The following is a 25451-nucleotide window of genomic DNA, read 5'->3' as shown; positions in this document are numbered from 1 at the left end:
TCTGTGGACCCCCGCAGCTGGCGCCAGCAACTGCAGTGGATGCCGTTCCGGAGTCCTCGGGCGCGTGATCCACTTCGTATTATCGGGTAGTATTCACTAGTTATATCTCCGCTCGGATCGAAGTATCGGCGATGGCATTCAGCGACGACCTTCTCGAACACGGCAGTCACGTCTGGGAGGCACAGCTCGATCACCCGTTCGTGGTCGAACTCGCCGAGGGAACACTCGACGAGGACGCGTTCGAACACTGGGTGAAACAGGACTACCGGTACCTGCTGGACTACGCGCGGCTGTTCTCGATCGCGGGCGGGAAGGCCCGCGACGAGGCGACGATGACCCACCTGCTGGGCGTCGCCCACCAGGTGCTAGACCACGAGATGGAGCTTCACCGGGAGTTCGCCGCCGACTACGGGATCTCGGTCGAGGAGCTCGAGCGCGTCGAGAAGGCCCCGACCTGCGTCGCGTACACGAGCTTCCTCGTGCGAACGGCCCACGAGGGGTCGATCGCCGAGATCGCCGGGGCGCTGTACCCCTGCATGCAGGGCTACCTCGACGTCGCCGAGCATATGGACGAAATCGCGTCCGAAGAGCACCGCTACACGCCGTTCATCGAGATGTACACGAGCGACGAGTTCCGGGAGGCGACCGACTGGTGCCGGGAGTTCGTCGACCGCTGCGGGGAACGCTATCCCGGCGAGCACGAGGCGATGCGCGAGGCGTTCCTGACGAGCGCCAAACTCGAGTACCGGTTCTGGGAGATGGCCTACACGCGGGAGGGGTGGGAGCTGTGAGCGACGTCCCCGCCAGCTACGACGAGTACGCGGAGACCGTCGCCGACCCACGCTTCACCGACTGGCTCCGCGAGCGCTCGGAGCCCGCCTGGACCGACGCGATCACGCACCGCTTCACGCGGGAGCTGGGTGCGGGCACGCTCGACGAGGACGCCTACGCGACCTACCTCGTGCAGGATTATGCCTTCCTCGAGGCGCTGGTCGGCGCCTTCGGGTTCGCGGTCGGCCAGGCGCCGGGGATCGAGGCGAAGCGCCCGCTGATCGAGTTCCTCGGGACGATCACCGGCGAGGAGAACGACTACTTCCGGCGGTCGTTCGACGCGCTGGACGTCCCCGAATCGCGACGGGACGACCCCGACCGGTCGCCGACCGCGGCCGCGCTGGTCGACCTACTGGGGCGCGCGGCTCGGGAGGGCGGGTACGCCGAGACGCTGGCCGTCCTCGTTCCCGCGGAGTGGATCTACCGGGAGTGGGCCACCGCGGTCGCGACGGAGTACGGCAATCCGGATACCGAGCCGCCGAGCGACGGAGCCGACCTTCCCTTCTACTACGCCGAGTGGATCGACCTCCATGCGGTGCCGTCGTTCGTCGCGTTCGTCGACGAGCTCCGCGGCCAGCTGGACGCGGTCGGCGCCGACTGTTCGCCGCGACGCCAGCGGCGAGTCGAGGAGCTGTTCCGCCGGACCGTCGACCTCGAGGTCGCCTTCTTCGAGGAGTGTTACGAATCGGCTCCGGACGAGGATCGGGGGTAGTCCCCTCGAGACCGTCCGGATCGGTACTCGTTTCCCGGTCGATCGTAACGGGTAGCGTATGGCAGCCACCGCCGTCCTCTTCGATCTGGACGACACACTCTACCCGTACGCGCCGTGTCGGGACGCGGCGCTCGAAGCCGCGCGCGAAACCGCCCGCGAACTGGGATACGACTTCGACGCGACCGCGTTCGACGAGTTCTACCAGACCGGCCGCCGGGAGGTCAAGCGCGAGCTCTCCGGCACCGCAGCCACCCACGAACGGTTCATCTACTTCAAGCGCGCCGTAGAGGAACACACCGGCGAGCCCAGAGCGGGCGACGCCCTGGCGCTCGGCGAGGCGTTCTGGGAGGGGTACCTCGAGGAGATGGAGCTCTTTCCGGACGTCGAGGAGACCTTCGAGACGCTGCGAGCCGAGGACGTCGCCGTCGCGATCACGACCAACCTGACGACCCGCATCCAGCTGGCGAAGGTCGAGCAACTCGGGCTCGAAGACCACATCGACGTCCTCGTCACTTCCGAGGAGACGGGCCGGGAGAAGCCGGGCTCGGTCATGTTCACCCTGCCGCTGGCGCGGCTGGATCGGCGCGTCTCGGAGGCGGTGATGGTCGGGGACAACGTCGGCGCCGACGTCGTTGGGGCCAACGCCGTGGGGCTCGAGACGGTGCTCTGGAACGCCGATCCCGACGAGCCGCTCGAGGGACGGCGACGACCCGACCACAGGATAGATGCCTTCGGGGAGCTAACGGAGCTGGTACTGTGATCCTCGAGTCCGAGCGCCGACAGGTCGTCGCACACGCCGCCGAGCTGGCCGAACTGACCCCCGCGCGGACGGGGAACCTGAGCGTCCGCGAGGGAGACGCGTTCGCCATCACGCCGACCGGCGTTCCCTACGACAGCTTCGACGTCGCCGAGACGCCCGTCGTCGGCGTCGACGGCGAGCAGCGCGAGGGCGAGATGGCCCCCAGCAGCGAGGTGCCGATGCACAGCGCGATCTACCGCCGCGAGGACGTCGGCGCCATCGTCCACACCCACTCGCCGTGGTCGACGGCGCTTGCAGTCGCCCACCAGCCGCTGCCGCCGATCCACTACATGATCGTCGCGGTCGGCAAGGAGGTTCCCGTCGCCGAGTACGCCCCTTACGGCTCCGATCAGCTGGCCGCGAACATCGTCGCGGCGATGGACGAGGCGGGCTCGACGGCCTCGTTTATCGAGAACCACGGGCTCGTAGTGACGGCGCCCGACCTCGAGACCGCCCTCGAGAACACCCACCACGTCGAGAGCCTCGCTCGCCTGTACCTCGAGACGCGGTCGGCGGGCCTCGAGCCGCGACGGCTCTCCGACGACCAGCTGGAGACCGTCCTCGAGAAGTTCGAATCGTACGGCCAGTAAGAGCACGGGGAACAGCACCAGCCCGTCGCTATCCTCGAAGGTACGGTCGAAACAGGTCGTCCTCGTGGAGCTCAGGAGGAAGCGTTTCGAACCACCGCGCCGCCTCGATCTCGCCGGGTTCGGCGCCCAGCTGCTCGGTATCGGGGATCGATCCGTCTGCTCGGGCGTCGAAGACGACGAACTGCGCGGAAAGTCGAACAGTCGTGTCGGATACAACTTTGGAGACGTACGTCTGCTCGACGACGAGCAACGGGTCGTCGATTGTCGCCTCGAGTCCCGTCTCCTCGCGCACCTCGCGTCGCGCGGCGTCGGCGAGCGCTTCGTCCGGTTCGACCGCGCCGCCGGGGACGATCCAGCCGTCGGACCAGCGATTCCGGACGAGGACGATCCGTCCCTCGGAGTCGGTAACGCGGGCGGCGGCCGTCAGTCCGGTTCCCTCGACGATCCACTCTCGGAACGAGTCCACTTTCGCGGGCGGGAGTCGGATCGTCTGTCGCTCTCGCGGAACGGATGGCGGAACGTCGACGGTCGTCACAGTGTGTTCGAAATCGAGTCCGAACGGAGACGGGATTAGTCCCGCTCCGCGTCCGCCAGTAGTTCCTCGGCCGTGACCAGTGCCTCCATCTCGAGTCCCGCGTCCTCGACGGTCTCGCGGCCTCCTTCCTGGCGATCGACGACGACCAGCGCGCGCTCGACGGTCGCGCCCGCCTCGCGCAGCGCCTCGACGGCCTCGACGAGGCTCGTCCCGGTGGTGACGATGTCCTCGAGGACGACGACCTCCTCGCCCTCCTCGAGGCGGCCCTCGACCAGGTTGGACGTGCCGTACTCCTTGCGCTGCTTGCGAACGATGACGTAGGGGGCGTCCGCCGCGACGCTCGTGGCCGCGGCCAGGGGAACCGCGCCGAGGGCGACGCCGCCGAGCTTGTCGTCGGGCTCGAGTCGCTCGGCGAAGGCCGCCGCGATGGCCTCCAGACAGTCGGGGTCGGTCTCGAAGAGGTACTTGTCGACGTAGTACTCGCTCGTGCCGCCGTGGGAGAGTTCGAACTCGCCGAACTGGACGGCGTCGGCCGCGCGCAGGGCGTCGATGAGATCCTGGTTGGTCATTGCGAGAAGGGGCGCGTCCCACCGAAATAAACGGTCTGGTCCCGACGCGGAGTTCCGCGTCGATCCCACTTTTGACGGTGCCATCCGTCGTCGAGGTATGGACCTCGCGATCACGAACGTCCTCGCGATCACGATGGGCGACGATCGGCTGGGAATCCTCGAGGACGCGACGATCGGAATCGACGGCGGACGGATCGCCGCGGTCGGCCCGAGCGACGCGGTCGACGCCGGGGCAGAGCGCACGATCGACGGCGACGGACGCGTCGCGATGCCCGGGCTGGTGAACGTCCACGCCCACACCGACCTGACGCTGCTTCGGGGTGGTGCGCAGGATGTCCCCGAGATCGAGTGGATGAACCGCGCGCTCGGGCCGCTGTCGGCTGCGATGGAACCGGCGGATCGCGTCGCGGGCGCCCGGCTGGGCGTCCTCGAGGCGCTTCGCTCGGGCGTCACGACCGTCGGCGAGTACGCCGCGAACGTCGAACGGCTCGTCGGCGAGGCCCACGAACCGATGGGCGCCCGCGTCGTCGCGGCGGAGACGATCAACGCCGTCGACGGCCCGACCGACGATCTGGGACCGGACGAGCCCTACCCCTTCGACGAGGAGCAGGGCTGGAGTGCGCTCGAGCGCAACGAGGACCTGTTCGACGCCTGCGCCGACCGCGAGCGCGTCTCGGCGCTGTACGGGCCGCAGGCGCTGGATATGGTTCCCCGGGAACTGCTCGAGGAGCTCCGCGAGCGCGCCGAGACCCGAGATCGGGGGATCCACATGCACGTCGCCCAGGGCGAGCGCGAGCAGCGCCAGATCGAGGCCCGGTACGGCGCCGGCGAGACGACCGTGAGCGTCCTCGAAGAGCTCGGGCTCGTCTCCGATCGCGTCCTCGCGGCTCACCTCCACGGCGCGACCACCGAGGAACGCGCCCGCCTGGCCGACGCGGGGGTCCGAATGGCGGCGAACCCGAGTTCGATCGCGGCGATCGACGGGATCACGCCACCGATCGTCGAATACCGCGAGCACGGCGGCGTCGCGGGTATCGGCACCGACCAGGCGCCGGGTCCCGGGGGTCACGACTTCCTCCGTGAGTTACGGACGACGGCGCTGCTTGCAAAGACCAAACGGACGGACCCGACGGCGTTTCCGGCCTGGGAAGCGCTTCGGGTCGCGACGATCGAGGGCGCTCGCGCGCTGGGGATCGAGGACCGGGTCGGCTCGCTCGAGGAGGGGAAACGAGCCGATATCGTGTTGCTGGATCTCGAGCATCCCTCGACGGCACCGACAGTGACCGAGCCGCTGCACACGGCGATTCCGAACGTCGTCTACGGGGCGAACGGGGGCGTCGTCGACACCGTGCTGGTCGAGGGCGAGAGCGTCCTCGAGGGCGGCGATCTGCAGACTGCGGACGAGGGGGCGATCCTCGAAAGGGCGAACGACCGCGCAACCGACCTGTTCGATCGGGCCGGCGACGCGTGGCGGGACGCCGACTCGGCGCTCGTCGGTGCGGTCGAGGACGGGTGGCTCTGACTACTCGAGGACTGTCTGGGGACGCTTGAGGTACATCTCCTGGTCGAGGACGCGCTCGTAGATCTCGTAGAGGGTGTCGATCACGTCCTCGGCGGGCCGAAACTGGATGTGTGGCGCGGTGTGGTAGGCACGACAGGACGTCAGGAAGAAGTACAGCGTCTTGTGGTGTTTCGGCGTCGCGTCGACGACCCCGATGGCCTCGCCCGCGAGGTCGTCGGAGAAATCGTTGAGCATCGCCGCGATGTCGTCGACGAGCTGTTCGTCGGGACGGTACACCGGCGTGCCGAACGTCTGTTCGAGAAATCGGGTGGTCGATCTGAGAAACGGGTTCGAGTCGAGCCCGGTGGGATCGACGGCGGCGAAGGTGTCGTACAGCTCGAGCACGGTCTGTAGCTCCTCGCGGGTGACCGCGATCGGCAACACCGGATCCCCCTTGGGAAGCGAGTAGTCCGGGAAGCTGTGGCCCCCGGGGTCCGGGAGCGCTGAGAGCGTGTCATCGATGCCCATGTTCGGACCACGACGCGCGCTCCCTAACCGTTTCCGGGAGTCCTCGGCTCGAGCGGAGGCTGCGGATCGCACTCCTGCTCAGGTGGTGCGGGAGACCTCGTTCGCTCTGCTCCACGCTGGCGGGTCACCGGACTCCCCGTCTGCTCACGGGCGTCAAGCGCCCGCTCGCAGCCGCGGTTCTCACTCACTTCGTTCGCTCGCGGGTCACGTTCGTTCCCCGCTCGCAGCCGCGGTTCTCACTCACTTCGTTCGCTCGCGGGTCACGTTCGTTCCCCGCTCGCAGCCGCGGTTCTCACTCACTTCGTTCGCTCGCGGGTCACGTTCGTTCCCCGCTCGCAGCCGCGGTTCTCACTCACTTCGTTCGCTCCGAACCGCGCTCGCTCCCAACCGCGCTCGCTCCCAACCGCGCTCGCTCCCAACCGCGCTCGCTCCCAACCGCGCTCGCTCCCAACCGCGCTACTCCGGATCGTCGTACTCCTCGTAGAACCGGTCCATTCGGGCGGCCATAACGAAATCCGTCTCCCGGAGGCCGTCGATCTTGTGAGTCCACAGCTCAATCACCACTTCCCCCCACGAGAGGTGGATGTCGGGGTGGTGAAACTCCTCTTCTGCGAGTTCGCCGACCTCCTTCGTGAACTCCAGTGCGTCCCGGAAGTCCTCGAACGCGTAGGTGCCCTCGAGATGGTGTTCGTCGACGACCTCCCAGACGTCTCGATCGAGTTCCTCGAAGAACTCGATCAGCTCCGTGCCCTCGAGAGGGTCCTCGTCGCCGGTGCAGGCGGTACACTCCCTATCCGCGAGTTGGGACTCTGTCATACCCAGACCTATGGGCTCCCGACCCATGTAACTGATCGGCACGGCTGTTCGGCTACGAGCCGAATCGTACACAGTTACTGTAATCATTATACACAAATTTTTTATCGTCGCTGAACGACCTCCCCGGTAGAGCCCACATGTCCCAGGCAATTTTCGACGAAGCGGAGTACGAACGACGGCTGTCACGGACCAAAGAACGGCTCCGCGAGGAGGATCTCGACGCGATCGTCGTCTCCGACCCGGCGAACATGAACTATCTCGCAGGGTACGACGGCTGGTCGTTTTACGTCCACCAGGCCGTTGTCGTGACGACCGAGCGCGAAGAACCGGTCTGGGTCGGCCGCGAGATGGACGCGGGCGGCGCGCGGGCGACGACGTGGCTCTCGGAGGAGCACATCCGATCCTACAGCGACGACCACGTCCACTCGCCCCACGACCTACACCCGATGGATTACATCGCGGGCGTCCTCGAGGAGTTAGACGTCGCCGACGGGCGGATCGGCCTCGAGATGGACGCCGCCTACTTCACCGCGAAGTCGTACACGCGCCTCCAGGAGAACCTCCCCGAGGCGACGTTCGAGGACGCGACCTTGCTCGTGGGCTGGGTCCGCATCAAGAAATCCGAGCAGGAACTCGAGTACATGCGTCAAGCCGCCCGAATTTCGGAGAACGCGATGCAGGCGGGGATCGACGCGATCGGCGAGGGCGTGCCCGAGTACGAGGTCGCTGCCGAAATCTACGACGCCCTCATTCGTGGGACCGACGAGTTCGGCGGGGACTACCCCTCGATCGTCCCGCTGATGCCAGCAGGCGATCACACCGACACGCCTCACCTCACCTGGACCGACCGCGAGTTCGAGGACGGCGACCCCGTGATCATCGAGCTCTCGGGCTGTCGCCATCGGTATCACTCGCCGCTGGCCCGGACGACGTTCGTCGGCGACCCGCCAGCCGAACTCGAGGAGGCGGCCGACGTCGTCGTCGAGGGGATCGAGGCCGCCCTCGAGGTCGCCGAGCCCGGCGTCACCTGCGAGGCCGTCGAGGAAGCCTGGCGCGAAACGATCGCCCGGCACGGCATCGAGAAGGAGGATCGGATCGGCTACTCGATGGGACTGGGCTACCCGCCGGACTGGGGCGAACACACCGCGAGCATCCGTCCGGGCGACGAGACCGTCCTGGAGGAGAAGATGACGTTTCACATGATCCCGGGCATCTGGACCGAGGCGGTCGGGATGGAGATCAGCGAGACGTTCGTCGTCACGGAAAACGGAGTCGAAACACTTGCGGAGTTCCCGCAAAAATTGTTCACAGCGTAAGATGAGTACACAGCAACCGGAGGACACCGAACCGGAGGAACAGCTCGACTCGGCGCTGGTTACGGCTCGCCGCCAGCTCGAACGCGCCGCGACACACATCGACGTCGACGACGGCGTCATCGAACGTCTCAAACACCCCACGCGCGTCGAGCAGGTGTCGGTCCCGCTCGAGCGCGACGACGGCTCGGTGGAGGTCTTCACGGGGTATCGCGCCCAGCACGACGACGTCCGCGGCCCCTACAAGGGCGGACTGCGGTACCACCCCGAGGTCAACGCCGACGAGTGTACCGGCCTCTCGATGTGGATGACTTGGAAGTGTGCCGTGATGGATCTCCCCTTCGGCGGCGGAAAGGGTGGGATCTCCGTCGATCCAAAGTCCCTGAGCAACGACGAAAAGGAACGGCTCACCCGCCGGTTCGCCGAGGAGCTGCGGTACGTCATCGGCCCGACGACGGACGTGCCGGCGCCGGACATGGGCACCGACGCCCAGACGATGGCCTGGTTCATGGACGCCTACTCGATGCAACAGGGCGAGACGATCCCCGGCGTCGTCACGGGGAAACCGCCGGTTATCGGCGGCAGCTACGGCCGCGAGGAGGCGCCCGGTCGCTCGACGGCGATCATCGCCCGCGAGGCCGTCGACTACTACGAGAAAGAGCTCGAGGACGTGACGGTCGCGGTCCAGGGGTTCGGCAGCGTCGGCGCCAACGCCGCACGCCTGCTCGAGTCGTGGGGTGCCGACGTCGTCGCCGTCAGCGACGTCAACGGGGCGATCTACGACCCCGACGGGCTCGACATCGAGTCGATCCCGACCCACGAGGAGGAGCCGGAGGCCGTCCTCGAGCAGGACGCTCCCGAGACGCTTTCGAACGAGGAGATCCTCGAACTCGACGTCGACGTGTTGATCCCCGCGGCGATCGGCAACGTCATCACCGCTGACAACGCCGACGACATCGCTGCCGACGTCGTCATCGAGGGTGCGAACGGACCGACGACGTTCGCCGCGGACACGATCCTCGAGGAGCGCGGCGTCCCCGTGGTTCCGGACATCCTCGCGAACGCGGGCGGCGTGACGGTGAGTTACTTCGAGTGGCTCCAGGACATCAACCGCCGCAAGTGGAGCTTAGAGGAGGTCAACGAGGAACTCGAGTCGAAGATGCTCGACGCCTGGAACGACGTCCGGACGGAAGTCGAGGAGAAGGACCTGAGCTGGCGCGACGCCGCCTACGTCGTCGCGCTCTCACGGATCGCAGAGGCGAAGGCAACCCGCGGGCTCTGGCCCTGACGCTCAGAAGCAGTCGACGAGCGTCCCCGACGCTACGGGGTCGGGAGTTCCCGCCTCGCTCGGGAGGGTTCCCGACGGTCCCAGCGAGAGGCCGGTTCTGACCGCAGCCGTCTCGTCGACGCCGTAGACGGCGCCGCCGTAGCCGTCGGTCGTCGCCCACGGCACCCCGTCGTCCGCGCTGCCTACTGTCTCCGCGTACCGAACGCGGACGACGTGGATTCCGTCGTACCAGTCGAACCGTTCGACGTCGTCGAACTCGATCCGGTAGTCGCCAAGCCGTTCGGGTCGCTCCCGGGAACAGCGAACCTCGTTTTTGGCGTACGCTCGCTCGTGGTCGCGGACGAACGCGAGGACGTCGTCGACGGCGGCTGGCGGGTCGGGGTACGGTTCCGGGCCGGTACCGTCGTCGGTTCGGTCGACATCGGTGCTCCCGGGGTTGCACGCTGGCCGCGACGGCGCCTCACACTCGAACCGCTCCGCCAGCGACTCTCGGTCGGTGTGTTCGGCCGGATCGCCCAACACCCCGGACGAGACGACGCCCACGCCGATCATCCCGAGGACCGCACGGCGTTTCATACGTGCGCTCCGGTGGAGCTGCATAAATACTTTCTCAGATATCTCTGTGAAAATAGATGTGGGAAGCGTTGCACAGTGGCGCTGTGCGCCCGAACGTCGGATCAGTCGTCCTCGTACCGCCCGATCTCGACCAGATTGCCGTCCGGATCCCTGACGTACACCGACTCGAGTCGGCCGACGGCACCGGTTCGTTCGACCGGCCCCTCGACGATCTCGACGTCGCACTCGCGGAGGCGTGCCTCGACCTCGGCGATCGGCGTCTCGGTCAGCAGACAGCAATCGCCCGCACCGGGGGTCGGCGCCGCGGCGACGTGCTCGACGTCCGTGTCGACGGGGTGGAGGTTGATCTTCTGGTCGCCGAACCGTAGCGCCCGCCGCTCGCCCGTCCGTCCGTCGTCGAAGGTGACCACCTCGGCACCGAGCGCCTCGTAGAACGCGCAGGTTCGGTCGACGTCCTCGACGGTGAGCACGACGTGGTCGATCCCGGTGAGGTTCACAGTCTATCGCCCACGGCTAGTTGATGCATACACAGCTCTTCGGTCCGATCATACTAATTCTCCGTACGCAGGGCTCGATCGAGAAACGTGATCACCGGAGATACGCGAGCAACATTTCAACCGCCACATCGAGCGGATCAGAACGGATTCGACAGACGTAGTCCGCGATCAACGTCGGTTGGACTGACGCGACCGCATGCGGAACGATCGAGCTATTTCAAGGTGCACGCCGGTGGCAATAATCGTCCTCCTCGAGCGGGATACGAGCGTCGTACCAGGTTCGCGTGGTCAGTCCCATGACGACGTACTGCTCCGAGTCGAACGGGTGTGTCTCGTTGTTGATAACGACCCAGGGTCTCGTTGCGTCTTCCGTCTCCGTGAACGGATCCGGCGCAAGAACAACGTGTCCACGCTCGAGGTCGTCGAACGTCGGCTGCCGATCGGTCATTCGTCGTCGGCTTTCGCGGCGGTCAGCCAGTCTTCGCGGCTCTCCGTACCGAGTTTCTCGTCGAGGAACTCGGTTGTCGAGCGGAAGACGAACGCGTTTCGAACGCGCTCGAGGTCACCGATCGCCCAGTACGGCTGCTTGTGACGAACCAGCCCACGCGAACGGAGGCGGTTGAGTACGGGTTGGATCGAGTTTTCGTTCACTTCGGTCGCCTCGGCGATCTCGGTCGCTTTGAACGCCTGCTCGTGATTTTCGGCGAGGAACCGAACGACTCGTCGCGCGTTCGTGTCGTGTTGGTCTCGTGATTCGTACTCGTCGAACTCGTCGATGCTGATCGGCACGGTCGATCCCTCTACCCGAGATAACCGGACCATGAGTATAAATGTATTCTTGTATGTGTGTATTCCACTCGACGTGCGACAGCTGTCCGTTCACGGTGACGATCAAGAGAATAGAATTGCTTGTGGTGAGTTTAGCGATCCGGATTACGCGACAGCGCCTCGGAGACCTTCTCAATCGGGTGGGGTGGCTCCTCGTGGTTGTCGTAGCCCGCGATCTGGCTCCGGCAGGACGCGCCGGGGGCGACGACCGTCTCGCCGTCGCTGCCGTCGATCTGTTCGAGGAGAACGTCGCCGATCTTCCGGCTGAGCGAGTAGTGTTCGGCCTCGTAGCCGAAGGAGCCGGCCATCCCACAACAGCCCGAGTCGAGCGCGTCGACCTCGTAGCCGACGGTCTCGAGGACGCTCGCCGCGTGGCCGTCCTTCTTCGTCGCCTTCTGGTGGCAGTGGCCGTGGTAGGTCAGCGCCTCGCCGGGCGCTGCGGTCGGGAGCCGATCGACCAGATCGAACCGCTCGAGATACTCCATGACACCGTAGGTGCTCTCGGCGACGGCCTCGACGTCGGGGCCCGCGAGCAGGTCGAGGTAGTCCGACTGGAGCATGACGGCGTCGGAGGGCTCGACGACGACGACCTCCCAGCCGTCCTCGACGGAGGGAGCGAGCGCCTCGACGTTCGTCCGAGCGCGCTCGCGAGAGACGTCGAGAAAGCCCTTCGAGTGGGCTGGACGGCCGGTCGCCGTCACGTCCTCGGGGATCCGGACGTGGACGCCTGCGGTCTCGAGGACCTGTACCGTCGCCTTCCCGGCCCGCGGGTGGTTGTAGTTGGTGTAGGCGTCGGGGACGAGCAGGACCTTGCGGTCGGCTTCTGCGGGATCGACTCGCGACCCTCGAGCGTCGAACCAGTCCGCCAGGCTCTCGTCGGCGAACGACGGGAGGTCCCGCTCGCGAGCGATCCCGAGGACCGTCTCGGCGACGAGCCCGGACCCGGGCAGCGACGCGGCCCAGTTCGAGACAGGCGCCAGCGCGGAGCCGACGGCGTTGAGCCGATCGACGTTCGCGAACAGGCGCTCGCGGAGCCCGACGCCGCCTTCCTGGTGGGCGGCGTGTTCGACCTCGGCTTTGAGCTTGGCCATGTCGACCTCGCTCGGACAGTCCCGCGCACAGCCCTTGCAGCCGATACAGAGATCCATAATCTCGGCGAGGAACTCCGTGTCGGTGGCCTCGGCCTCGAGGTCGCCGCTCATCGCCTGGCGGAGCATGTTCGCTCGGCCCCGCGTACTGAGACTCTCCTCCTCGGCCGCGCGGTAGGTCGGACACATGACGCCGCCGGTGGTCTCCTGGTCGCTGCGACAGCCCCCGCAGCCGTGACAGAGTTCGGCCATCCCCTGGAAGCCGTTCTCGTTCTCCCAGCGCAGGGCGGGCTCGAAGCCGGCCTCGAACTCGTAGTCGGGGTCGAACCGCAGGTGCTCGGTCATCCGATGATCGCCACAGACCGTGCCCGGGTTCAGCAGCCAGTCGGGGTCGAACGCCGACTTCAGATCACGGAAGCGCTCCCAGACGTCCTCGCCGTACAGCTTGCGGTTCCACTGGGTGCGGGCGTGGCCGTCGCCGTGCTCGCCCGACACCGAGCCGCCGTACTCGACGACCAGATCCGTTACCGCGTCGGCGAGGGATTCGAACTCCTCGAGTCCGGCCTCGCTTTTCGTGTCGACCAGCGGTCGCATGTGCATACAGCCCGGTCCCGCGTGGGCGTAGAAGCTCGCGAACGTGTCGTGATCGGCGAGCACTTCCTTGAAGTCGGCGACGTAGTCCGCGAGGTTCTCGGTCGGGACCGCGGTGTCCTCGATGAAGGAGATGTGTTTTGCGTCCGACGTGCGCGAGAGGAGGATCGGCGCCGCGCTCTTGCGGAGCTTCCAGAGCTCGGCGCGCTCGTCGGGCGCGTGGGCCTCGAGCGCGTCGAAAGCGCGGACGGGGTCGCCGGAGGCGGTCGCGTTCCCCGCGGCGTCCGTGTCGTCCTCGTCCGCGGTCGGATCCGGGACGGTATCGTCGGGCAGCCGATCGGCCAGCAGCTCCGCGACCTGCTCGCGGCCGTGGTCGTCGTCCTCGGCGTAGAACTCCACGAGCAGTGCGGTCTCGGTGCCCGCAGGCAGCTTCGCGACGACGTCGGCGAACTCCTCGGTTCGCTCGGCGAGGTCGATCAACACGTCGTCGATCGCCTCGATCGCCGCGGGGTCGTGGTTCCGCACGATGGTGTCGACGTCGGCCATCGCCTCGAGCAGGTCCTCGTAGGTCAGCAGTGCGACCGACGTCGTCTCGGGGATCGGCTCGAGGGAGACCTCGACCTCTGTGAGCACGCCCAGCGTCCCCTCGCTGCCCGCGAAGACCCGCGCGAGGTTGACCGTCGCGTCGGGGTCGGGTTCGCCGTCGATGTCGACGGAGTCGCCGCTGTTCTCGTCGAAGGCGTCGGGACGGCCGTAGGCCTCCGCGACGAGCCGATCGAGGTTGTACCCCGAGACGTTGCGTTTCAGTTGCGGGTACGCCTCGGCGATCGCCTCGCTCTCCTCGTCGATCACCCGTCTGAGTGCCTCGTGAATGCGCTCGAACAGGGATCCATCGGGACCGGCCCGCTCGCGCAGCGTCGCAACCGTGACCTCGCCGAACCGTTCGACGGAGCCGTCCGCGAGGACGACCTCGCAGGATTCGACGTAGGCGTCGGTTTTGCCGTACTGCAGCGAGTGGGCGCCCGTGGAGTTGTTGCCGACGGCGCCGCCGACCGCGCTGCGGTTCCCCGCGGCGGGGTCGGGCGCGAACTTCAGCCCGTGGGGCTCGAGCTCGTCGTTGAGTTCGGCGAGAACGGCCCCCGCCTGCGCGGTCGCCCGCTGTCCGTCGGGATCGATCTCGAGGAGGTCGCCCATATGCGTGGTAAAATCGAGGACGACGGCCTCGTTGACCGCCTGGCCCGCGAGGCTCGTTCCCCCGCCCCGCGGCAACACCGGAATCTCCCGGTCGGCGCAGTAGGCGACGACGCTGGCGACGTCCTCGGTCGATCGGGGGAGGACGACGCCGATCGGCGTCATCTCGTAGGCGCTGGCGTCGGTCGCGTACAGCTGGCGGCTGTACTCGTCGAAGCGGACCTCGCCGTCGATCCGTCGCCGGAGGTCGGAGACGAGTTTCGGGCGGTCGATCCCACCGCCGACGTAGTCGTAGTCGGCCCTCGAGTCGGCGGCGGGATCCTCGGCTCGCGGATCGTCGGGCGGCCCCAACTGCACGTCCTCGGGGGCCGCGGTCTGATCGCTGTGATCGGTCGTCGTCCGGTCACCGTGGTCGGTTGCCGACCGGGTGTCGTCGCTGGCCATGAACTCAACTCGAGTCCGGACGGAACACGACGTTTTCGAATCCGCGCCCGTCCTCGAGCGCGTCGACGTTCGTCGCGACGATGTCGGCCAGCCGATCCCAGTGTTTCGGCGTGTGGCCGCCCGTGTGGGGCGTGATCAGGCAGTTCTCGAGGCCCCAGAGCTCGTGGTCGTTGGGGAGCGGTTCGGGGTCGGTGACGTCGAGGGCGGCGCCCCGGATCCCGTTGAACTGTAGCGCCGAGACGAGCGCGTCGGTGTCGATAATGCCGCCCCGTGCCGCGTTGACGATCACGGCCTCGGGCGGCAGCGTCGCCAGCGCGTCCTCGTCGACGAGGTTGCGAGTGAGGTCGTTCAGCGGGCAGGCGAGCACGACGTACTCGCTGCGCGAGAACGCCTCGTGGACGTCGTCCTCCTCGAAACTCAGGATCTCGTCGGTGGGTCCGCCCTTCTCGGGGGTGTAGCGGATGCCGATCGTCTCTACGGAAAAGCCCTCGAGTCGCTGGACGATCTCCTGGCCGATCGAGCCGAGACCGACGACGGTGACGGTGCTGTCGGTGAACTCGCGGGACTGGAAGTGGCGCCACTCGCCGTTCGATTTGCGCCGCCACCCCTCGTGGAGGTTCCGCGCGAAGACGAGCATGTTCGCGATCGACTGCTCGGCGATGCCCGGCGCGTGGATTCCGCTCGCGTTCGTGACGACCACGCCGTGTTCGGCCAGCGCGTCCATCGGCACGTGGTCGGTGCCGGCGAACGTACACGCGAACAGCTCGAGGCGATCCGCGTCCTCGAGCAGCTCCTCCTCGATCGTGACCCCCGTTACGATCCGGGCCTGCGGGACGAGCTCCCGTTCTTCCTTCGGCGTGCGGGCGAGTTCGACGGTCGCCTCGGGGAGGCGCTCGCGCAGCGTTTCGGCGTACGATTCCATCGAGAGTCCTTCCGTCCCCTCGCGGAGGACGACGATATCTGGCTTGCTCATGATAGTTCACGCCTGAGCGACGCGTTGGCGTACGATTGTCACCATCTACCTTATCCTTTTTGTGTAGCCGACGTTAACGACAATTGTGTACAATTAAGTTCGTGGGGGGCGTCATCGACTCCCATGAGCGAACCGATCCGGAACCGACTCTCCGCCGTTCGCCGGGACTTCCACCGTCACCCGGAGCCCGCCTGGCGGGAGTTCTACACCACGTACCGCCTCGTCGAGGAGCTCGAGCGCATCGGCGTCGACGAGCTGGCCGTCGGCGCCGACGCCTACGATCCGGCCGACCGGATGGCCGTTCCCGCCGACGAGCGGCTCGAGGACTGGCTCACCCGCGCTCGCGAGTGGGGCGCCGACGAGGACGTCCTCGAGTGTATGGCCGACGGGAACACCGGCGCCGTCGCGGTGCTCGACCGCGGCGAGGGGCCGTCGATCGGCCTGCGCGTCGACATCGACGGGCTGTTCATCGAAGAGGCGGACGACGGTGCACACCGTCCAGCCGCCGAGGGCTTTCGCTCGAGGATCGACGGCGCGATGCACGCCTGCGGCCACGACGTCCACATGACCTGGGGGCTCGCGGCGCTGGAAGCGATCACGGAGAGCGACTTTTCGGGCAAACTCGTCGTCTTCTTCCAGCCCGCCGAGGAGGTCAGCGGCGGGGGGTGTCCGATGGCAAAGAGCCGCTTCGCCGACGATCTGGACTACCTGATCGCGGCCCACGTCGGCCTCGATCACCCGACGGGCGAGGTCGTCGCCGGGATCGAGAAACCGCTCGCGATGTGTCACCTCGACGTCCACATCGAGGGGGAGTCGGCCCACGCGGGCAAGGCGCCCGAGGAGGGGGCCAACGCCATGCACGCGATGGGGACCGCGATCGAGAACGCCTACGCGATCCCGCGCCACAGCGACGGGATGACCCGCGTCAACGTCGGCTACGCCGAGGCCGGCAGCGCGAGCAACGTTATCGCCGAGAAGGCCCGCATGGAGGCCGAGGCACGCGGCGAGACGACCGAGCTGATGGAGTACGTCGAATCGCGGTTCGAGCGGGTCGTCCGCTCGGCGGCGAAACTACACGACTGCGAGGCCGAGGTCGACGTCGTCAGCAGGTCCCCGCGGGCCGACAGCGATCCCGAACTCGCCGCCGTGGTCGCCGACGTCGCCCGCGGCGTCGACGGGATCGACCGCGTCGTCGAGCAGGCCGACTTCGGCGCGAGCGAGGACGCGACCTTCCTGATGGAGCGGGTCCAGGAGGACGGCGGACTCGCAACCTATCTGATCGTCGGCACCGATCACCCCGATAGCCACCACACGCCCCACTTCGACGTCGACGAGCGCAGCCTCGAGCACGGCGCCGCCGTCCTCGTCGAGACGATCCGAGCGCTCGAGGATCGAGGGCCTCGAGCGGGATCGCGGTCGTCACCGGCGACGGAGGGGAGGCGGTGAGCGATCGCCGGATCTCCCGTGATGACGTCGAGGCCGCCCGCGATCGGATCGGCGACGTCGTCCACCGCACGCCGCTCGACACCTCGCGGACGTTCGCCGAGCTGAGCGGGGCCGCGTCGGTCGGGCTCAAGCTCGAGAACGTCCAGCGGACGGGCTCGTTCAAGATCCGGGGGGCGTACAACCGGATGGCCCAGCTCTCCGAGCGCGAACGAGAGGCGGGCGTGATCGCCTCGAGCGCGGGCAACCACGCCCAGGGCGTCGCGCTGGCGGGCGACCTCCTGGGGATCGAGACGACCATCGTCGTCCCCGAGGTCACCCCCGCGGCGAAGATCGAGGCCACCCGCGGCTACGGCGCCGAGGTGATCGTCGAGGGCGAGATCTACGAACGGTCCTACGAGTACGCCCTCGAGCGGGCCGAGGAGACGGGCAAGACGTTCGTCCACCCCTTCGACGACGAGGCGATCATCGCGGGCCAGGGAACCGTCGGCCTCGAGCTGCTCGAGCAGTACCCCGAGCTCGATACCGTCCTCGTCGCTATCGGCGGGGGCGGGCTGATCTCGGGGATCGGCACCGTCCTGAAGGCCGCCGACCCCGACGTTCGCGTGATCGGCGTCCAGCCCGAAGGGGCGCTCCACGCCAAACCCACCCTCGAGAACGACCGTATCCACGAACTCGCGGACGTCGACACCGTCGCGGAGGGGATCGCCGACACGCGGATGCTCGAGACCACCTTTGCGAACGCCCGCGAGGTCGTCGACGGCGTCGTCGGCGTCACGGACCGCGAGCTCGCGACCGCGGTCACCCTGCTCGCCGAGCGGGCGAAGACGGTCGCCGAGACCGCGGGCGCGGCCCCGCTGGCCGCCGCACTCTCCGAAGAAACCGACCTCGGGGACGAGCACGTCGCCGTCGTCGTCTCCGGGGGCAACGTCAACCTCTCCGAGCACGCCGAGCTGACCCGCACCGGGCTCGGGGAGCTCGGCCGCTACGCCGAGGCCCGGCTGGCGGTCGCGGGCTGGCCGACGACCGTCGGCGACCTCGTCGAGACCGTCGGGTCCGAGGGCGCGGCGCTGGAGGTCCTCGAGCGCACCCGTCGCGGGCCCGACGATCATCCGAACCGCGTTCCCGTGACCGTCGGGCTCGAGGGGAGCGGCCCGCAGCACCTCCGGGGCGTCCTCGAGTCGCTGGGGGAGCTCGAGGACGTCGCGGTCGTCGAGAGCGACCTCGAGTAGTCAGGGACGCGTCGCCGCCCTCGTGGCCGCGCTGGTCGTCCTCCTCTCTCGGGCGACCGAGATCCTCGGCGGCCTCGTCCAGCGCGGCGAGGATCCGGGCGTACTGCCGACGCTTGGCACCCGCGAAGAGATGGTCGCCGCGTACGGAGCGGCGGTCGGTATCCTCGGCCAGCTGCTCCTCGCCGCGATCGCGATCGGGGTCGGCTACGTCCTCGGTCGGCGGATCGACCTGGTTCGGGGGTACCGTCGATTCGTCGTCGCGGTTGCGGTGGGCAGTGCTGCGGGAGCCGTCCTCGTCGGGACGGGAGCACAGCTGCTGTAGGGAGCCCGTTCGTTCGGCGATCCCAGTGTCTTCGTGCGCGTCCTCGAGGTCGTCTCCCTGACGGTACGGGTCGCGCTCCCGATCGCCGGTTACGCCTTCGCGGGCGCGGTTCTCGCCCAGCTACGGGCGAGTCGAGGGCGATCGAACGGGGAGAAGGACGGTGCCGATCGCCCGTTCGACGCGTAGCGACGTGACGGACGCCCGCGCTAGGGCTCGAGGACGACCTTGACGCAGTCGTCCTCCTTCCCGTTGAATTTCTCGTACATCTCGGGACCGTCGTCGAGATCGCCCGTGTGGGTGATGATCTCGGCGGGGTCGATCTGGCCGTCCTCGATCGTCTCGAGCAGTTCGTCGAGGTAGGCCTGGACGTGGGTCTGGCCGGTGTTTATCGTCAGGGCCTTGTTCATGATCGGACCCATCGGCGCGTCGTCCATCCCGTCGATGTAGACGCCCGGGATCGAGAGTGTGCCGCCCTTGCGACAGGACTTTGCGGCCTGTTGGATCACGTAGGGACGGTCGGGCTCGTCGGGAACGGTGTCGACGCAGGTCGAGTGGGCTTCCGAGCCGACGGCGTCGATACACCGGTCGGGCCCGTAGCCGTCGGTCGCGTCCATCAGGCGATCGTAGACGTCCTCCTCGGAGTAGTCGATCACCTGGGTGTCGGCGTGACCCTGGGCCATGTCCAGCCGCTCGGGAATCCGGTCGATGGCGATCACCTGGTCGGCGCCCATCATCCAGGCGCTCTGGATGGCGAACTGGCCGACGGGGCCACAGCCCCAGACCGCGACCGTGTCGTTCTCCTCGATCTCGGCGTTCTCGGCGGCCATGTACCCCGTCGGGTAGATGTCGGAGAGGAACAGGACGTCCTCGTCCGAGAGGTTCGAGTCGATCTTGATCGGGCCGACGTCGGCGTGGGGCACTCGCAGATACTCGGCCTGTCCGCCGTCGTAGCCGCCCAGCGTGTGCGAGAAGCCGAAGAGGCCGGCCGGGGAGTGCCCCATCGACTCAGCGGCCATCTCGGCGTTGGGGTTGGTCTCGTCACACAGCGAGTACATGTCGTTCCCGCAGAACCAACAGGAGCCACAGCTGATCGTGAACGGGATAACGACGCGGTCGCCCTCGCGGAGGTTGTCGACCTCCTCGCCGACCTCGACGACCTCGCCCATCGGCTCGTGGCCTAAGATGTCTCCCTCCTGCATCCCCGGCATGAAGTCGTTGTAGAGGTGCAGATCGGAGCCACAGATCGCCGTCGCGGTGATCTCGACGATCGCGTCCGTCGGTTCCTCGATCTCGGGCTTGGGGACGTCGTCGACACGGACGTCCTGTTCGCCGTGCCAGCGGAGTGCTTGCATTACGGGCACAGTCATGCTGACCGTTCGGGTAAGGGCGCGGCCTGTGCTCGCAACGGGTGCGCGAGCGAGCCGAGCGCCGGAAAACCGCTGCGAGACGGAAACTTCTAACTACATCTGTGGTGAACGATCGCGCATGACCCTCGAAGTCGGCGTACTCGGCTACCGGTTCATGGGGAAAGCCCACGCGAACGCACTGGCGCGGCTGCCGATGTTCTTCCCGGACGCCCCGGACGTCGAGCGCAAGGTCCTCGTCGGCCGCGACGAGGAGGCGCTCTCGGAGGCCGCGGATCAGCTTGGGTTCGCGGAGACGGCGACCGACTGGCGCGACGTCGTCGACGACGTCGACGTCTTCTACAATCTCGGGCCGAACCACGTCCACGCCGAGCCGTCGATCGCCGCCCTCGAGGCCGGGACGCCGGTCTTCTGCGAGAAGCCGCTGGCGCCGACCCTCGAAGAGGCCGAGAAGATGGCCGACGCCGCACGCGACGCTGGCGTTCCCAACGGCTGTGCCTTCAACTACCGGTTCGTGCCGGCGATCCGGTACGCCAAGCGACTGATCGACGACGGCGAGATCGGCGAGATCCGCCACGTCCGGGGCCGATATCTCCAGGACTGGCTGGTCGATCCCGAGGCGCCGTGGGCCTGGCGTCTCGACGAGGAGATGGCGGGCTCGGGCGTGCTGGGCGATCTGGGCGCCCACACGGTCGACCTCGTCCGATTCCTGGTCGGCGACGACCAGCACGCGGGCGATATCGAGCGGCTCAGCGGCCACCTGCGGACGTTCGTCGACGAGCGTCCCGTCGGCGAGACTCCGGAGGAGTCTCGAGGAGACGGCGAAGCCGTCGAGACGCGTCCCGTAACCGTCGACGACGCCTACTCGGCCCAGCTCGAGTTCGCCAACGGCGCGATGGGGACCCTCGAGGCTACCCGGTACGCGACGGGCCACAAGAACGACCATACGATCGAGATCCAGGGCAGCGAGGGCAGTCTCCGGTTCTCCCTCGAGCGCCTGAACGAGCTCGAGGTGCTGCGCCGGGGCGAGAACCGCGGCTACGAGACGATCCTCGTGACCGACGCGGACGACCCCTACGTCGACCACTGGTGGCCGCCGGGCCACGTCATCGGCTGGGAGCACACGTTCGTCCACGAGAACTACGAACTGCTTTCCGCCGTCGAAAGCGGCGAGGAGTTCGAGCCCAGCTTCGAGGACGGGCTGGCCGCCCAGCGCGTCCTCGCGGCGATCGAGGACAGCGACGAGCGCGGCGAGTGGGTCGAGCTCGAGTGACCGGGCGTGCCGCCCTCAGTATCGCGGCGGTGTCCGTTCGGCGTTCACTGGACCGTAGACGCCGGCTCAGTCGACGAACCGCTCGTGAAACGAGGGAACGAGATCGAACGCCGCAGCGACGAGAACGCAGCCGATTCCGAGGACGCCCCCGGCGAGGACGAACGCGGCCCCGGCGGAGCCGGTAAGCAGTAGCTGGACGCCGACCGCCAGACACAGGAGCGCGAGCGCGAGCAGGAGGAGGGTTCCGACCGTGTCGAACAGCGCGTCCCTGACGGCGCCGGAGACTGCGGGGGACGCGTCGCTGCCAACTGGCTCGAGGACGTCCTCGTCGGTCGATCGGTCGCCGGACTCGGTCATGCTCGAACTATTGTTTCCGGACTATCATAAGATTCCCTGAATCCACAGCCGATGCTGTCCGGGCTATCCGAAGGGAGTCGTCCGGCGGCGCTACTCGAGCCCGTCCAGGAAGTCGGCGACCGCGTCGTTGAACGCCGCGGGTTGCTCGAGCATCGTCAGGTGGGCCGCGTCCGCGAGCTCGACGAGTTCGGCGTCGTCGATCTCGTTAGCGAGGTACTCGTGGTACTGGGGCGGCGTTAACTGGTCGTGTTCGCCGTAGACCACGAGCGTCGGAACGTCGATCCCGTAGAGGTCGTCGCGGACGTCGAACCGGTGACAGGTCAGGAAGTCCCGTTCGGTGACGGCGCGGCCGCAGTCGTACATCTCCTCGATCGACTCCTCGCGGAGCTCGGGGCTTGGATCGTGGAAGAGCCGGTCGTCGACGTGCAGGAACTCGACGGCCCGATCGAAGTCATCGGCGAGCCACTCGAGCAGGTCCTGCAGGACGCCCAGCTTCGCCCCGGTTCCGGTCAGCACGGCGGCCTCGACGTCGGGTTCGCGTTCGAGCAAGAGGTGCATGACGACGGCGCCCCCCAGGGAGTTACCCGCGAGGACGTCGGCGTCAGTTGCCTCGAGGACGGCCGCGACGTCGTCGGCGTAGGCCGACAGCGTCGTGTAGCCGGGGTCGGCGTCGACGTCCTCGGAGTCGCCGTGTCCGCTGAGGTCGACGGCGACGATCGGGTATCGGTCGGCGAGTCGGTGTTGGGCCTTCCAGGCCGCCCGCGAGCCGCCGCTGCCGTGAACGAAACAGATCGTCGGTCCCGTCCCCCCTCGTTCGGCAACGTCGTAGGCCGTCTCGCGGCCGTGGTGTCGAACCGTTTCCATACGTTTCCCGACGCGATGGACCGTGATAAAGACACGAGCCGCCGTCGGCACAACCGGCAGGAACGGACGGATCCGTTACTACTGTACTCATCGGAGACGAAGGGTGAACTGCGAACAAGCTTCTCTCTCGAATTCGGCCGCCGTCACGTACCCGCTCTGAGTAATACTTATATACTAGTAGCGCTTACCCGTGGTTAGTATCAAAATGACACTCGATCAATTCACCCGTGGAGACGAGCAGATTGCTCGTCGCTACGAGTACGAGGACGGATCGGTGCTGGCCGTCGACTTCGGTACGGCGAGTACCGACGCCGACGTGGACGTCGTCGACGGAACGGTCATCGTCGTCGACGGCGACGACCAGTACGAGTTCGAGCTGCCCGACGGTGCAGCTGACGCGCACACGTTTATCAGAAACGGCGTGCTCACTGTCGAACTGGAGGGCAACCAATGAAACTCACCGTCAAACCCCTGAAACAGAAGGACGCGGGCCGCGGGCTCGCCGCGATCGACCGCGTCTCGATGCGCGAGCTCGACCTCGAGAACGGCGACTACATCGTCATCGAGGGCAAGGGCGATAGCCAGGCCGTCGCGCGCGTCTGGCCCGGCTACCCGGAGGACGAGGGCCGCGGCATCGTTCGGATCGACGGCCGTCTGCGCCAGGAGGCCGACGTCGGGATCGACGACAGCGTCGATATCGAGCCGGCCGACGTCCAGCCCGCGAACTCGGTTACGGTCGCGCTCCCGCAGAACCTCCGCATTCGCGGCGACATCGGCCCGCTTGTGCGCGACAAGCTGTCCGGCCAGGCGGTCACCGAGGGGCAGACGGTGCCGTTCTCGCTCTCGTTCGGTCCGATGGCAAGCTCGGGGCAGTCGGTGCCACTGAAGATCGCGAGCGCCGATCCGTCCGGAACGGTCGTCATCACGGACTCGACGAACATCGAGATCTCCGAGACGCCGGCCGAGCAGGTTAGCACCGACGCCGACGGCTCGCCCGAGGGCGTGCCAAACATCACCTACGAGGACATCGGCGGTCTGGACGACGAGCTCGATCAGGTTCGCGAGATGATCGAGCTGCCGATGCGCCACCCCGAGCTGTTCCAGCAGCTCGGCATCGAACCGCCCAAGGGCGTGCTCCTGCACGGCCCGCCGGGCACCGGAAAGACCCTGATGGCCAAGGCTGTCGCCAACGAGATCGACGCCCACTTCGAGACGATCTCCGGCCCGGAGATCATGTCGAAGTACTACGGCGAGAGCGAAGAGCAGCTCCGCGAGGTGTTCGAGGACGCCGAGGAGAACGCGCCCGCGATCATCTTCATCGACGAGCTCGACTCCATCGCCGCCAAACGCGAGGAGGCCGGCGGCGACGTCGAACGCCGCGTGGTCGCGCAACTGCTCAGCCTGATGGACGGCCTCGAGGAACGGGGCCGGGTCACCGTCATCGCCGCGACCAACCGCGTCGACGCGATCGACCCCGCGCTGCGACGGGGCGGGCGCTTCGACCGCGAGATCGAGATCGGCGTCCCCGACAAGGGCGGCCGCAAGGAGATCCTGCAGGTCCACACCCGCGGGATGCCCCTGTCCGAGGACGTCGACCTCGAGCACTACGCCGAGAACACCCACGGCTTCGTCGGCGCCGACCTCGAGAGTCTCGCCCGCGAGGGCGCGATGAACGCCCTGCGCCGGATCCGTCCCGATCTCGACCTGGAATCCGACGAGATCGACGCCGAGATCCTCGAGTCCCTCGAGGTGACCGAGGGCGACGTCAAGGAGGCGCTCAAGGGGATCCAGCCCTCGGCGATGCGGGAGGTCTTCGTCGAGGTTCCCGACATCACCTGGGAGGATGTCGGCGGGCTTGGCGACACCAAAGAGCGCCTGCGCGAGACGATCCAGTGGCCGCTTGACTACCCCGAGGTCTTCGAGCAGATGGACATGCAGGCCGCCAAGGGCGTCCTCATGTACGGCCCGCCCGGCACCGGGAAGACGCTGCTGGCCAAAGCCGTCGCGAACGAGTCCCAGTCGAACTTCATCTCGATCAAGGGGCCCGAACTCTTGAACAAGTACGTCGGTGAGTCCGAGAAGGGAGTTCGGGAGGTCTTCGAGAAGGCCCGCTCGAACGCCCCGACCGTGATCTTCTTCGACGAGATCGACTCGATCGCGGGCGAACGCGGGCAGCGACAGGGCGATTCGGGCGTCGGTGAACGCGTCGTCAGCCAGCTGCTGACCGAGCTCGACGGCCTCGAGGAACTCGAGGACGTCGTCGTGATCGCGACGACCAACCGCCCGGATCTGATCGACTCGGCGCTGCTCCGTCCGGGCCGGCTCGATCGCCACGTCCACGTGCCGGTTCCCGACGAGGAGGGCCGCAGGAAGATCTTCGAGGTCCACACCCGCGACAAGCCTCTGGCCGACGCGGTCGATCTCGACTGGCTCGCGGGCGAGACCGAGGGCTACGTCGGCGCCGACATCGAGGCCGTCTGTCGCGAGGCCTCGATGGCCGCCAGCCGCGAGTTCATCAACTCGGTCGACCCCGACGATATGCCCGACACCATCGAGAACGTCCGCATCAGCAAGGAACACTTCGAGCGCGCTCTCGAGGAGGTCCAGCCGAGCGTGACTCCCGAGACCCGCGAGCGCTACGAGGAGATCGAACAGGAGTTCCAGACCGCCGAACCGGAAAGCGAGGACCAGCTCGGCCGCACCTTCCAGTGACGGGAGCGTCCCAGTAACGGCAGCGTCCTTGCTCGCGCGGTTCGGCGCTGGACAGGTCGAAAGACGAATTTTTTAGAAGACGAAGACGGCGACGAAGACGACGATCCCGAAGGCAGCCGTGAGCGCCATCCAGCGGGCGACGATGGTCGCAGCCTGCCGACCGGTCAGATCGCCGCCCTCGAGCACGTCAGCTAGCTGTCGCAGCTCCATACCG

The 25451-nt window shown here is 67.4% G+C and carries 28 protein-coding genes; 14 read left to right on the top strand and 14 right to left on the bottom strand.

Annotated elements, in window-relative coordinates:
- The first annotated feature begins 131 nt into the window (after window positions 1-131).
- From tenA to NATOC_RS08860, 4 genes are read left to right on the top strand one after another with little or no spacing between them, the layout of a single operon-like run.
- The gene (gene tenA / locus NATOC_RS08875) at window positions 132-791 is read left to right on the top strand and encodes a thiaminase II (RefSeq protein ID WP_015321096.1); all 660 of its coding nucleotides are present in this window, start codon (window positions 132-134) and stop codon (window positions 789-791) included.
- Entirely contained in the window at window positions 788-1543 is a 756-nt protein-coding gene (locus tag NATOC_RS08870; RefSeq protein ID WP_015321095.1) for a TenA family protein, read from the top strand. The genes tenA and NATOC_RS08870 overlap by 4 nt, the downstream gene beginning before the upstream one ends.
- Before the next feature lie 58 nt (window positions 1544-1601).
- Window positions 1602-2303 (top strand): HAD family hydrolase, encoded by a 702-nt coding sequence (locus NATOC_RS08865; RefSeq protein WP_015321094.1) that lies wholly within the window; start codon window positions 1602-1604, stop codon window positions 2301-2303.
- Window positions 2300-2932, top strand: coding sequence for a class II aldolase/adducin family protein (locus tag NATOC_RS08860; protein WP_015321093.1), 633 nt, complete (start codon window positions 2300-2302; stop codon window positions 2930-2932). The genes NATOC_RS08865 and NATOC_RS08860 overlap by 4 nt, the downstream gene beginning before the upstream one ends.
- Before the next feature lie 28 nt (window positions 2933-2960).
- Here the strand turns inward: NATOC_RS08860 and NATOC_RS08855 are convergent, their stop codons facing one another.
- Together NATOC_RS08855 and pyrE are read right to left on the bottom strand one after the other, a co-directional pair.
- Window positions 2961-3467 (bottom strand): NUDIX hydrolase, encoded by a 507-nt coding sequence (locus NATOC_RS08855; protein WP_015321092.1) that lies wholly within the window; start codon window positions 3465-3467, stop codon window positions 2961-2963.
- 35 nt (window positions 3468-3502) lie between these two features.
- Entirely contained in the window at window positions 3503-4036 is a 534-nt protein-coding gene (pyrE, locus tag NATOC_RS08850) for an orotate phosphoribosyltransferase (RefSeq protein WP_015321091.1), read from the bottom strand.
- A gap of 97 nt (window positions 4037-4133) precedes the next feature.
- On the opposite strand from pyrE, the gene NATOC_RS08845 reads away from it, so the two are divergent.
- Window positions 4134-5558, top strand: a complete 1425-nt coding sequence (locus NATOC_RS08845; protein WP_015321090.1) for an amidohydrolase family protein — start codon at window positions 4134-4136, stop codon at window positions 5556-5558.
- Here the strand turns inward: NATOC_RS08845 and NATOC_RS08840 are convergent, their stop codons facing one another.
- Both NATOC_RS08840 and NATOC_RS08835 read right to left on the bottom strand, forming a co-directional pair.
- On the bottom strand, window positions 5559-6065 hold the full coding sequence (locus NATOC_RS08840) for a hypothetical protein (protein WP_015321089.1): 507 nt from the start codon (window positions 6063-6065) through the stop codon (window positions 5559-5561).
- Between the two features lie 456 nt (window positions 6066-6521).
- Window positions 6522-6881, bottom strand: a complete 360-nt coding sequence (locus tag NATOC_RS08835) for a 4a-hydroxytetrahydrobiopterin dehydratase (RefSeq protein ID WP_015321088.1) — start codon at window positions 6879-6881, stop codon at window positions 6522-6524.
- Between the two features lie 137 nt (window positions 6882-7018).
- Here NATOC_RS08835 and NATOC_RS08830 point away from each other — a divergent pair, with 137 nt between their 5' ends.
- Window positions 7019-8197, top strand: a complete 1179-nt coding sequence (locus NATOC_RS08830) for a M24 family metallopeptidase (protein WP_015321087.1) — start codon at window positions 7019-7021, stop codon at window positions 8195-8197.
- A gap of 1 nt (window position 8198) precedes the next feature.
- On the top strand, window positions 8199-9482 hold the full coding sequence (gene gdhB / locus NATOC_RS08825) for a glutamate dehydrogenase GdhB (protein WP_015321086.1): 1284 nt from the start codon (window positions 8199-8201) through the stop codon (window positions 9480-9482).
- Between the two features lie 3 nt (window positions 9483-9485).
- Here gdhB and NATOC_RS08820 read toward each other — a convergent pair whose 3' ends face one another.
- The 6 genes from NATOC_RS08820 to NATOC_RS08795 all read right to left on the bottom strand — a co-directional run bounded on the left by NATOC_RS08820 (window position 9486) and on the right by NATOC_RS08795 (window position 15670).
- Window positions 9486-10058, bottom strand: a complete 573-nt coding sequence (locus tag NATOC_RS08820) for a hypothetical protein (protein WP_015321085.1) — start codon at window positions 10056-10058, stop codon at window positions 9486-9488.
- Window positions 10059-10159: 101 nt separating this feature from the next.
- On the bottom strand, window positions 10160-10555 hold the full coding sequence (locus NATOC_RS08815; RefSeq protein ID WP_015321084.1) for a VOC family protein: 396 nt from the start codon (window positions 10553-10555) through the stop codon (window positions 10160-10162).
- A 217-nt stretch (window positions 10556-10772) separates the two neighbouring features.
- Window positions 10773-11003 (bottom strand): hypothetical protein, encoded by a 231-nt coding sequence (locus NATOC_RS22805; RefSeq protein ID WP_245549700.1) that lies wholly within the window; start codon window positions 11001-11003, stop codon window positions 10773-10775.
- Window positions 11000-11344 carry a helix-turn-helix domain-containing protein gene (locus NATOC_RS08805; RefSeq protein WP_245549699.1) on the bottom strand — a complete coding sequence of 115 codons (345 nt, stop codon included), beginning with the start codon at window positions 11342-11344 and terminating at the stop codon, window positions 11000-11002. The genes NATOC_RS22805 and NATOC_RS08805 overlap by 4 nt, the downstream gene beginning before the upstream one ends.
- Before the next feature lie 131 nt (window positions 11345-11475).
- Window positions 11476-14697, bottom strand: coding sequence for an FAD-binding and (Fe-S)-binding domain-containing protein (locus NATOC_RS08800; protein ID WP_015321082.1), 3222 nt, complete (start codon window positions 14695-14697; stop codon window positions 11476-11478).
- 4 nt (window positions 14698-14701) lie between these two features.
- Window positions 14702-15670, bottom strand: a complete 969-nt coding sequence (locus tag NATOC_RS08795) for an NAD(P)-dependent oxidoreductase (RefSeq protein ID WP_015321081.1) — start codon at window positions 15668-15670, stop codon at window positions 14702-14704.
- A 123-nt stretch (window positions 15671-15793) separates the two neighbouring features.
- Here NATOC_RS08795 and NATOC_RS08790 point away from each other — a divergent pair, with 123 nt between their 5' ends.
- From NATOC_RS08790 to NATOC_RS21805, 4 genes are read left to right on the top strand one after another with little or no spacing between them, the layout of a single operon-like run.
- A complete protein-coding gene (locus tag NATOC_RS08790) occupies window positions 15794-17116 on the top strand; it encodes an amidohydrolase (RefSeq protein ID WP_015321080.1) in 1323 nt (440 codons plus the stop codon).
- Window positions 17113-18345: a threonine ammonia-lyase gene (gene ilvA, locus NATOC_RS08785; protein ID WP_015321079.1), complete on the top strand. Its 1233-nt coding sequence runs from the start codon at window positions 17113-17115 to the stop codon at window positions 18343-18345. Before NATOC_RS08790 ends, ilvA begins: the two co-directional genes overlap by 4 nt.
- A gap of 22 nt (window positions 18346-18367) precedes the next feature.
- Entirely contained in the window at window positions 18368-18667 is a 300-nt protein-coding gene (locus NATOC_RS08780; RefSeq protein WP_015321078.1) for a hypothetical protein, read from the top strand.
- A 33-nt stretch (window positions 18668-18700) separates the two neighbouring features.
- Entirely contained in the window at window positions 18701-18853 is a 153-nt protein-coding gene (locus tag NATOC_RS21805; protein ID WP_157224605.1) for a hypothetical protein, read from the top strand.
- Between the two features lie 20 nt (window positions 18854-18873).
- On the opposite strand, the gene NATOC_RS08775 is transcribed toward NATOC_RS21805, so the two are convergent.
- Window positions 18874-20019 (bottom strand): zinc-dependent alcohol dehydrogenase, encoded by a 1146-nt coding sequence (locus NATOC_RS08775; protein ID WP_049888709.1) that lies wholly within the window; start codon window positions 20017-20019, stop codon window positions 18874-18876.
- Window positions 20020-20152: 133 nt separating this feature from the next.
- Here NATOC_RS08775 and NATOC_RS08770 point away from each other — a divergent pair, with 133 nt between their 5' ends.
- On the top strand, window positions 20153-21304 hold the full coding sequence (locus NATOC_RS08770) for a Gfo/Idh/MocA family protein (protein WP_015321076.1): 1152 nt from the start codon (window positions 20153-20155) through the stop codon (window positions 21302-21304).
- Between the two features lie 66 nt (window positions 21305-21370).
- Here NATOC_RS08770 and NATOC_RS08765 read toward each other — a convergent pair whose 3' ends face one another.
- Both NATOC_RS08765 and NATOC_RS08760 read right to left on the bottom strand, forming a co-directional pair.
- Window positions 21371-21661 carry a hypothetical protein gene (locus NATOC_RS08765; RefSeq protein ID WP_015321075.1) on the bottom strand — a complete coding sequence of 97 codons (291 nt, stop codon included), beginning with the start codon at window positions 21659-21661 and terminating at the stop codon, window positions 21371-21373.
- 90 nt (window positions 21662-21751) lie between these two features.
- Entirely contained in the window at window positions 21752-22525 is a 774-nt protein-coding gene (locus NATOC_RS08760) for an alpha/beta fold hydrolase (protein ID WP_015321074.1), read from the bottom strand.
- Window positions 22526-22730: 205 nt separating this feature from the next.
- Here NATOC_RS08760 and NATOC_RS08755 point away from each other — a divergent pair, with 205 nt between their 5' ends.
- A complete protein-coding gene (locus tag NATOC_RS08755) occupies window positions 22731-22979 on the top strand; it encodes a DUF7127 family protein (RefSeq protein WP_015321073.1) in 249 nt (82 codons plus the stop codon).
- Window positions 22976-25237 carry a CDC48 family AAA ATPase gene (locus tag NATOC_RS08750; protein ID WP_015321072.1) on the top strand — a complete coding sequence of 754 codons (2262 nt, stop codon included), beginning with the start codon at window positions 22976-22978 and terminating at the stop codon, window positions 25235-25237. The genes NATOC_RS08755 and NATOC_RS08750 overlap by 4 nt, the downstream gene beginning before the upstream one ends.
- 72 nt (window positions 25238-25309) lie before the next feature.
- Here NATOC_RS08750 and NATOC_RS22310 read toward each other — a convergent pair whose 3' ends face one another.
- Entirely contained in the window at window positions 25310-25447 is a 138-nt protein-coding gene (locus NATOC_RS22310) for a hypothetical protein (protein WP_015321071.1), read from the bottom strand.
- Window positions 25448-25451 lie beyond the last annotated feature (4 nt).

It is taken from the genome of Natronococcus occultus SP4 (assembly GCF_000328685.1).
GTDB lineage: Archaea > Halobacteriota > Halobacteria > Halobacteriales > Natrialbaceae > Natronococcus > Natronococcus occultus.
This window is presented reverse-complemented; position numbering and strand designations above follow the sequence as displayed.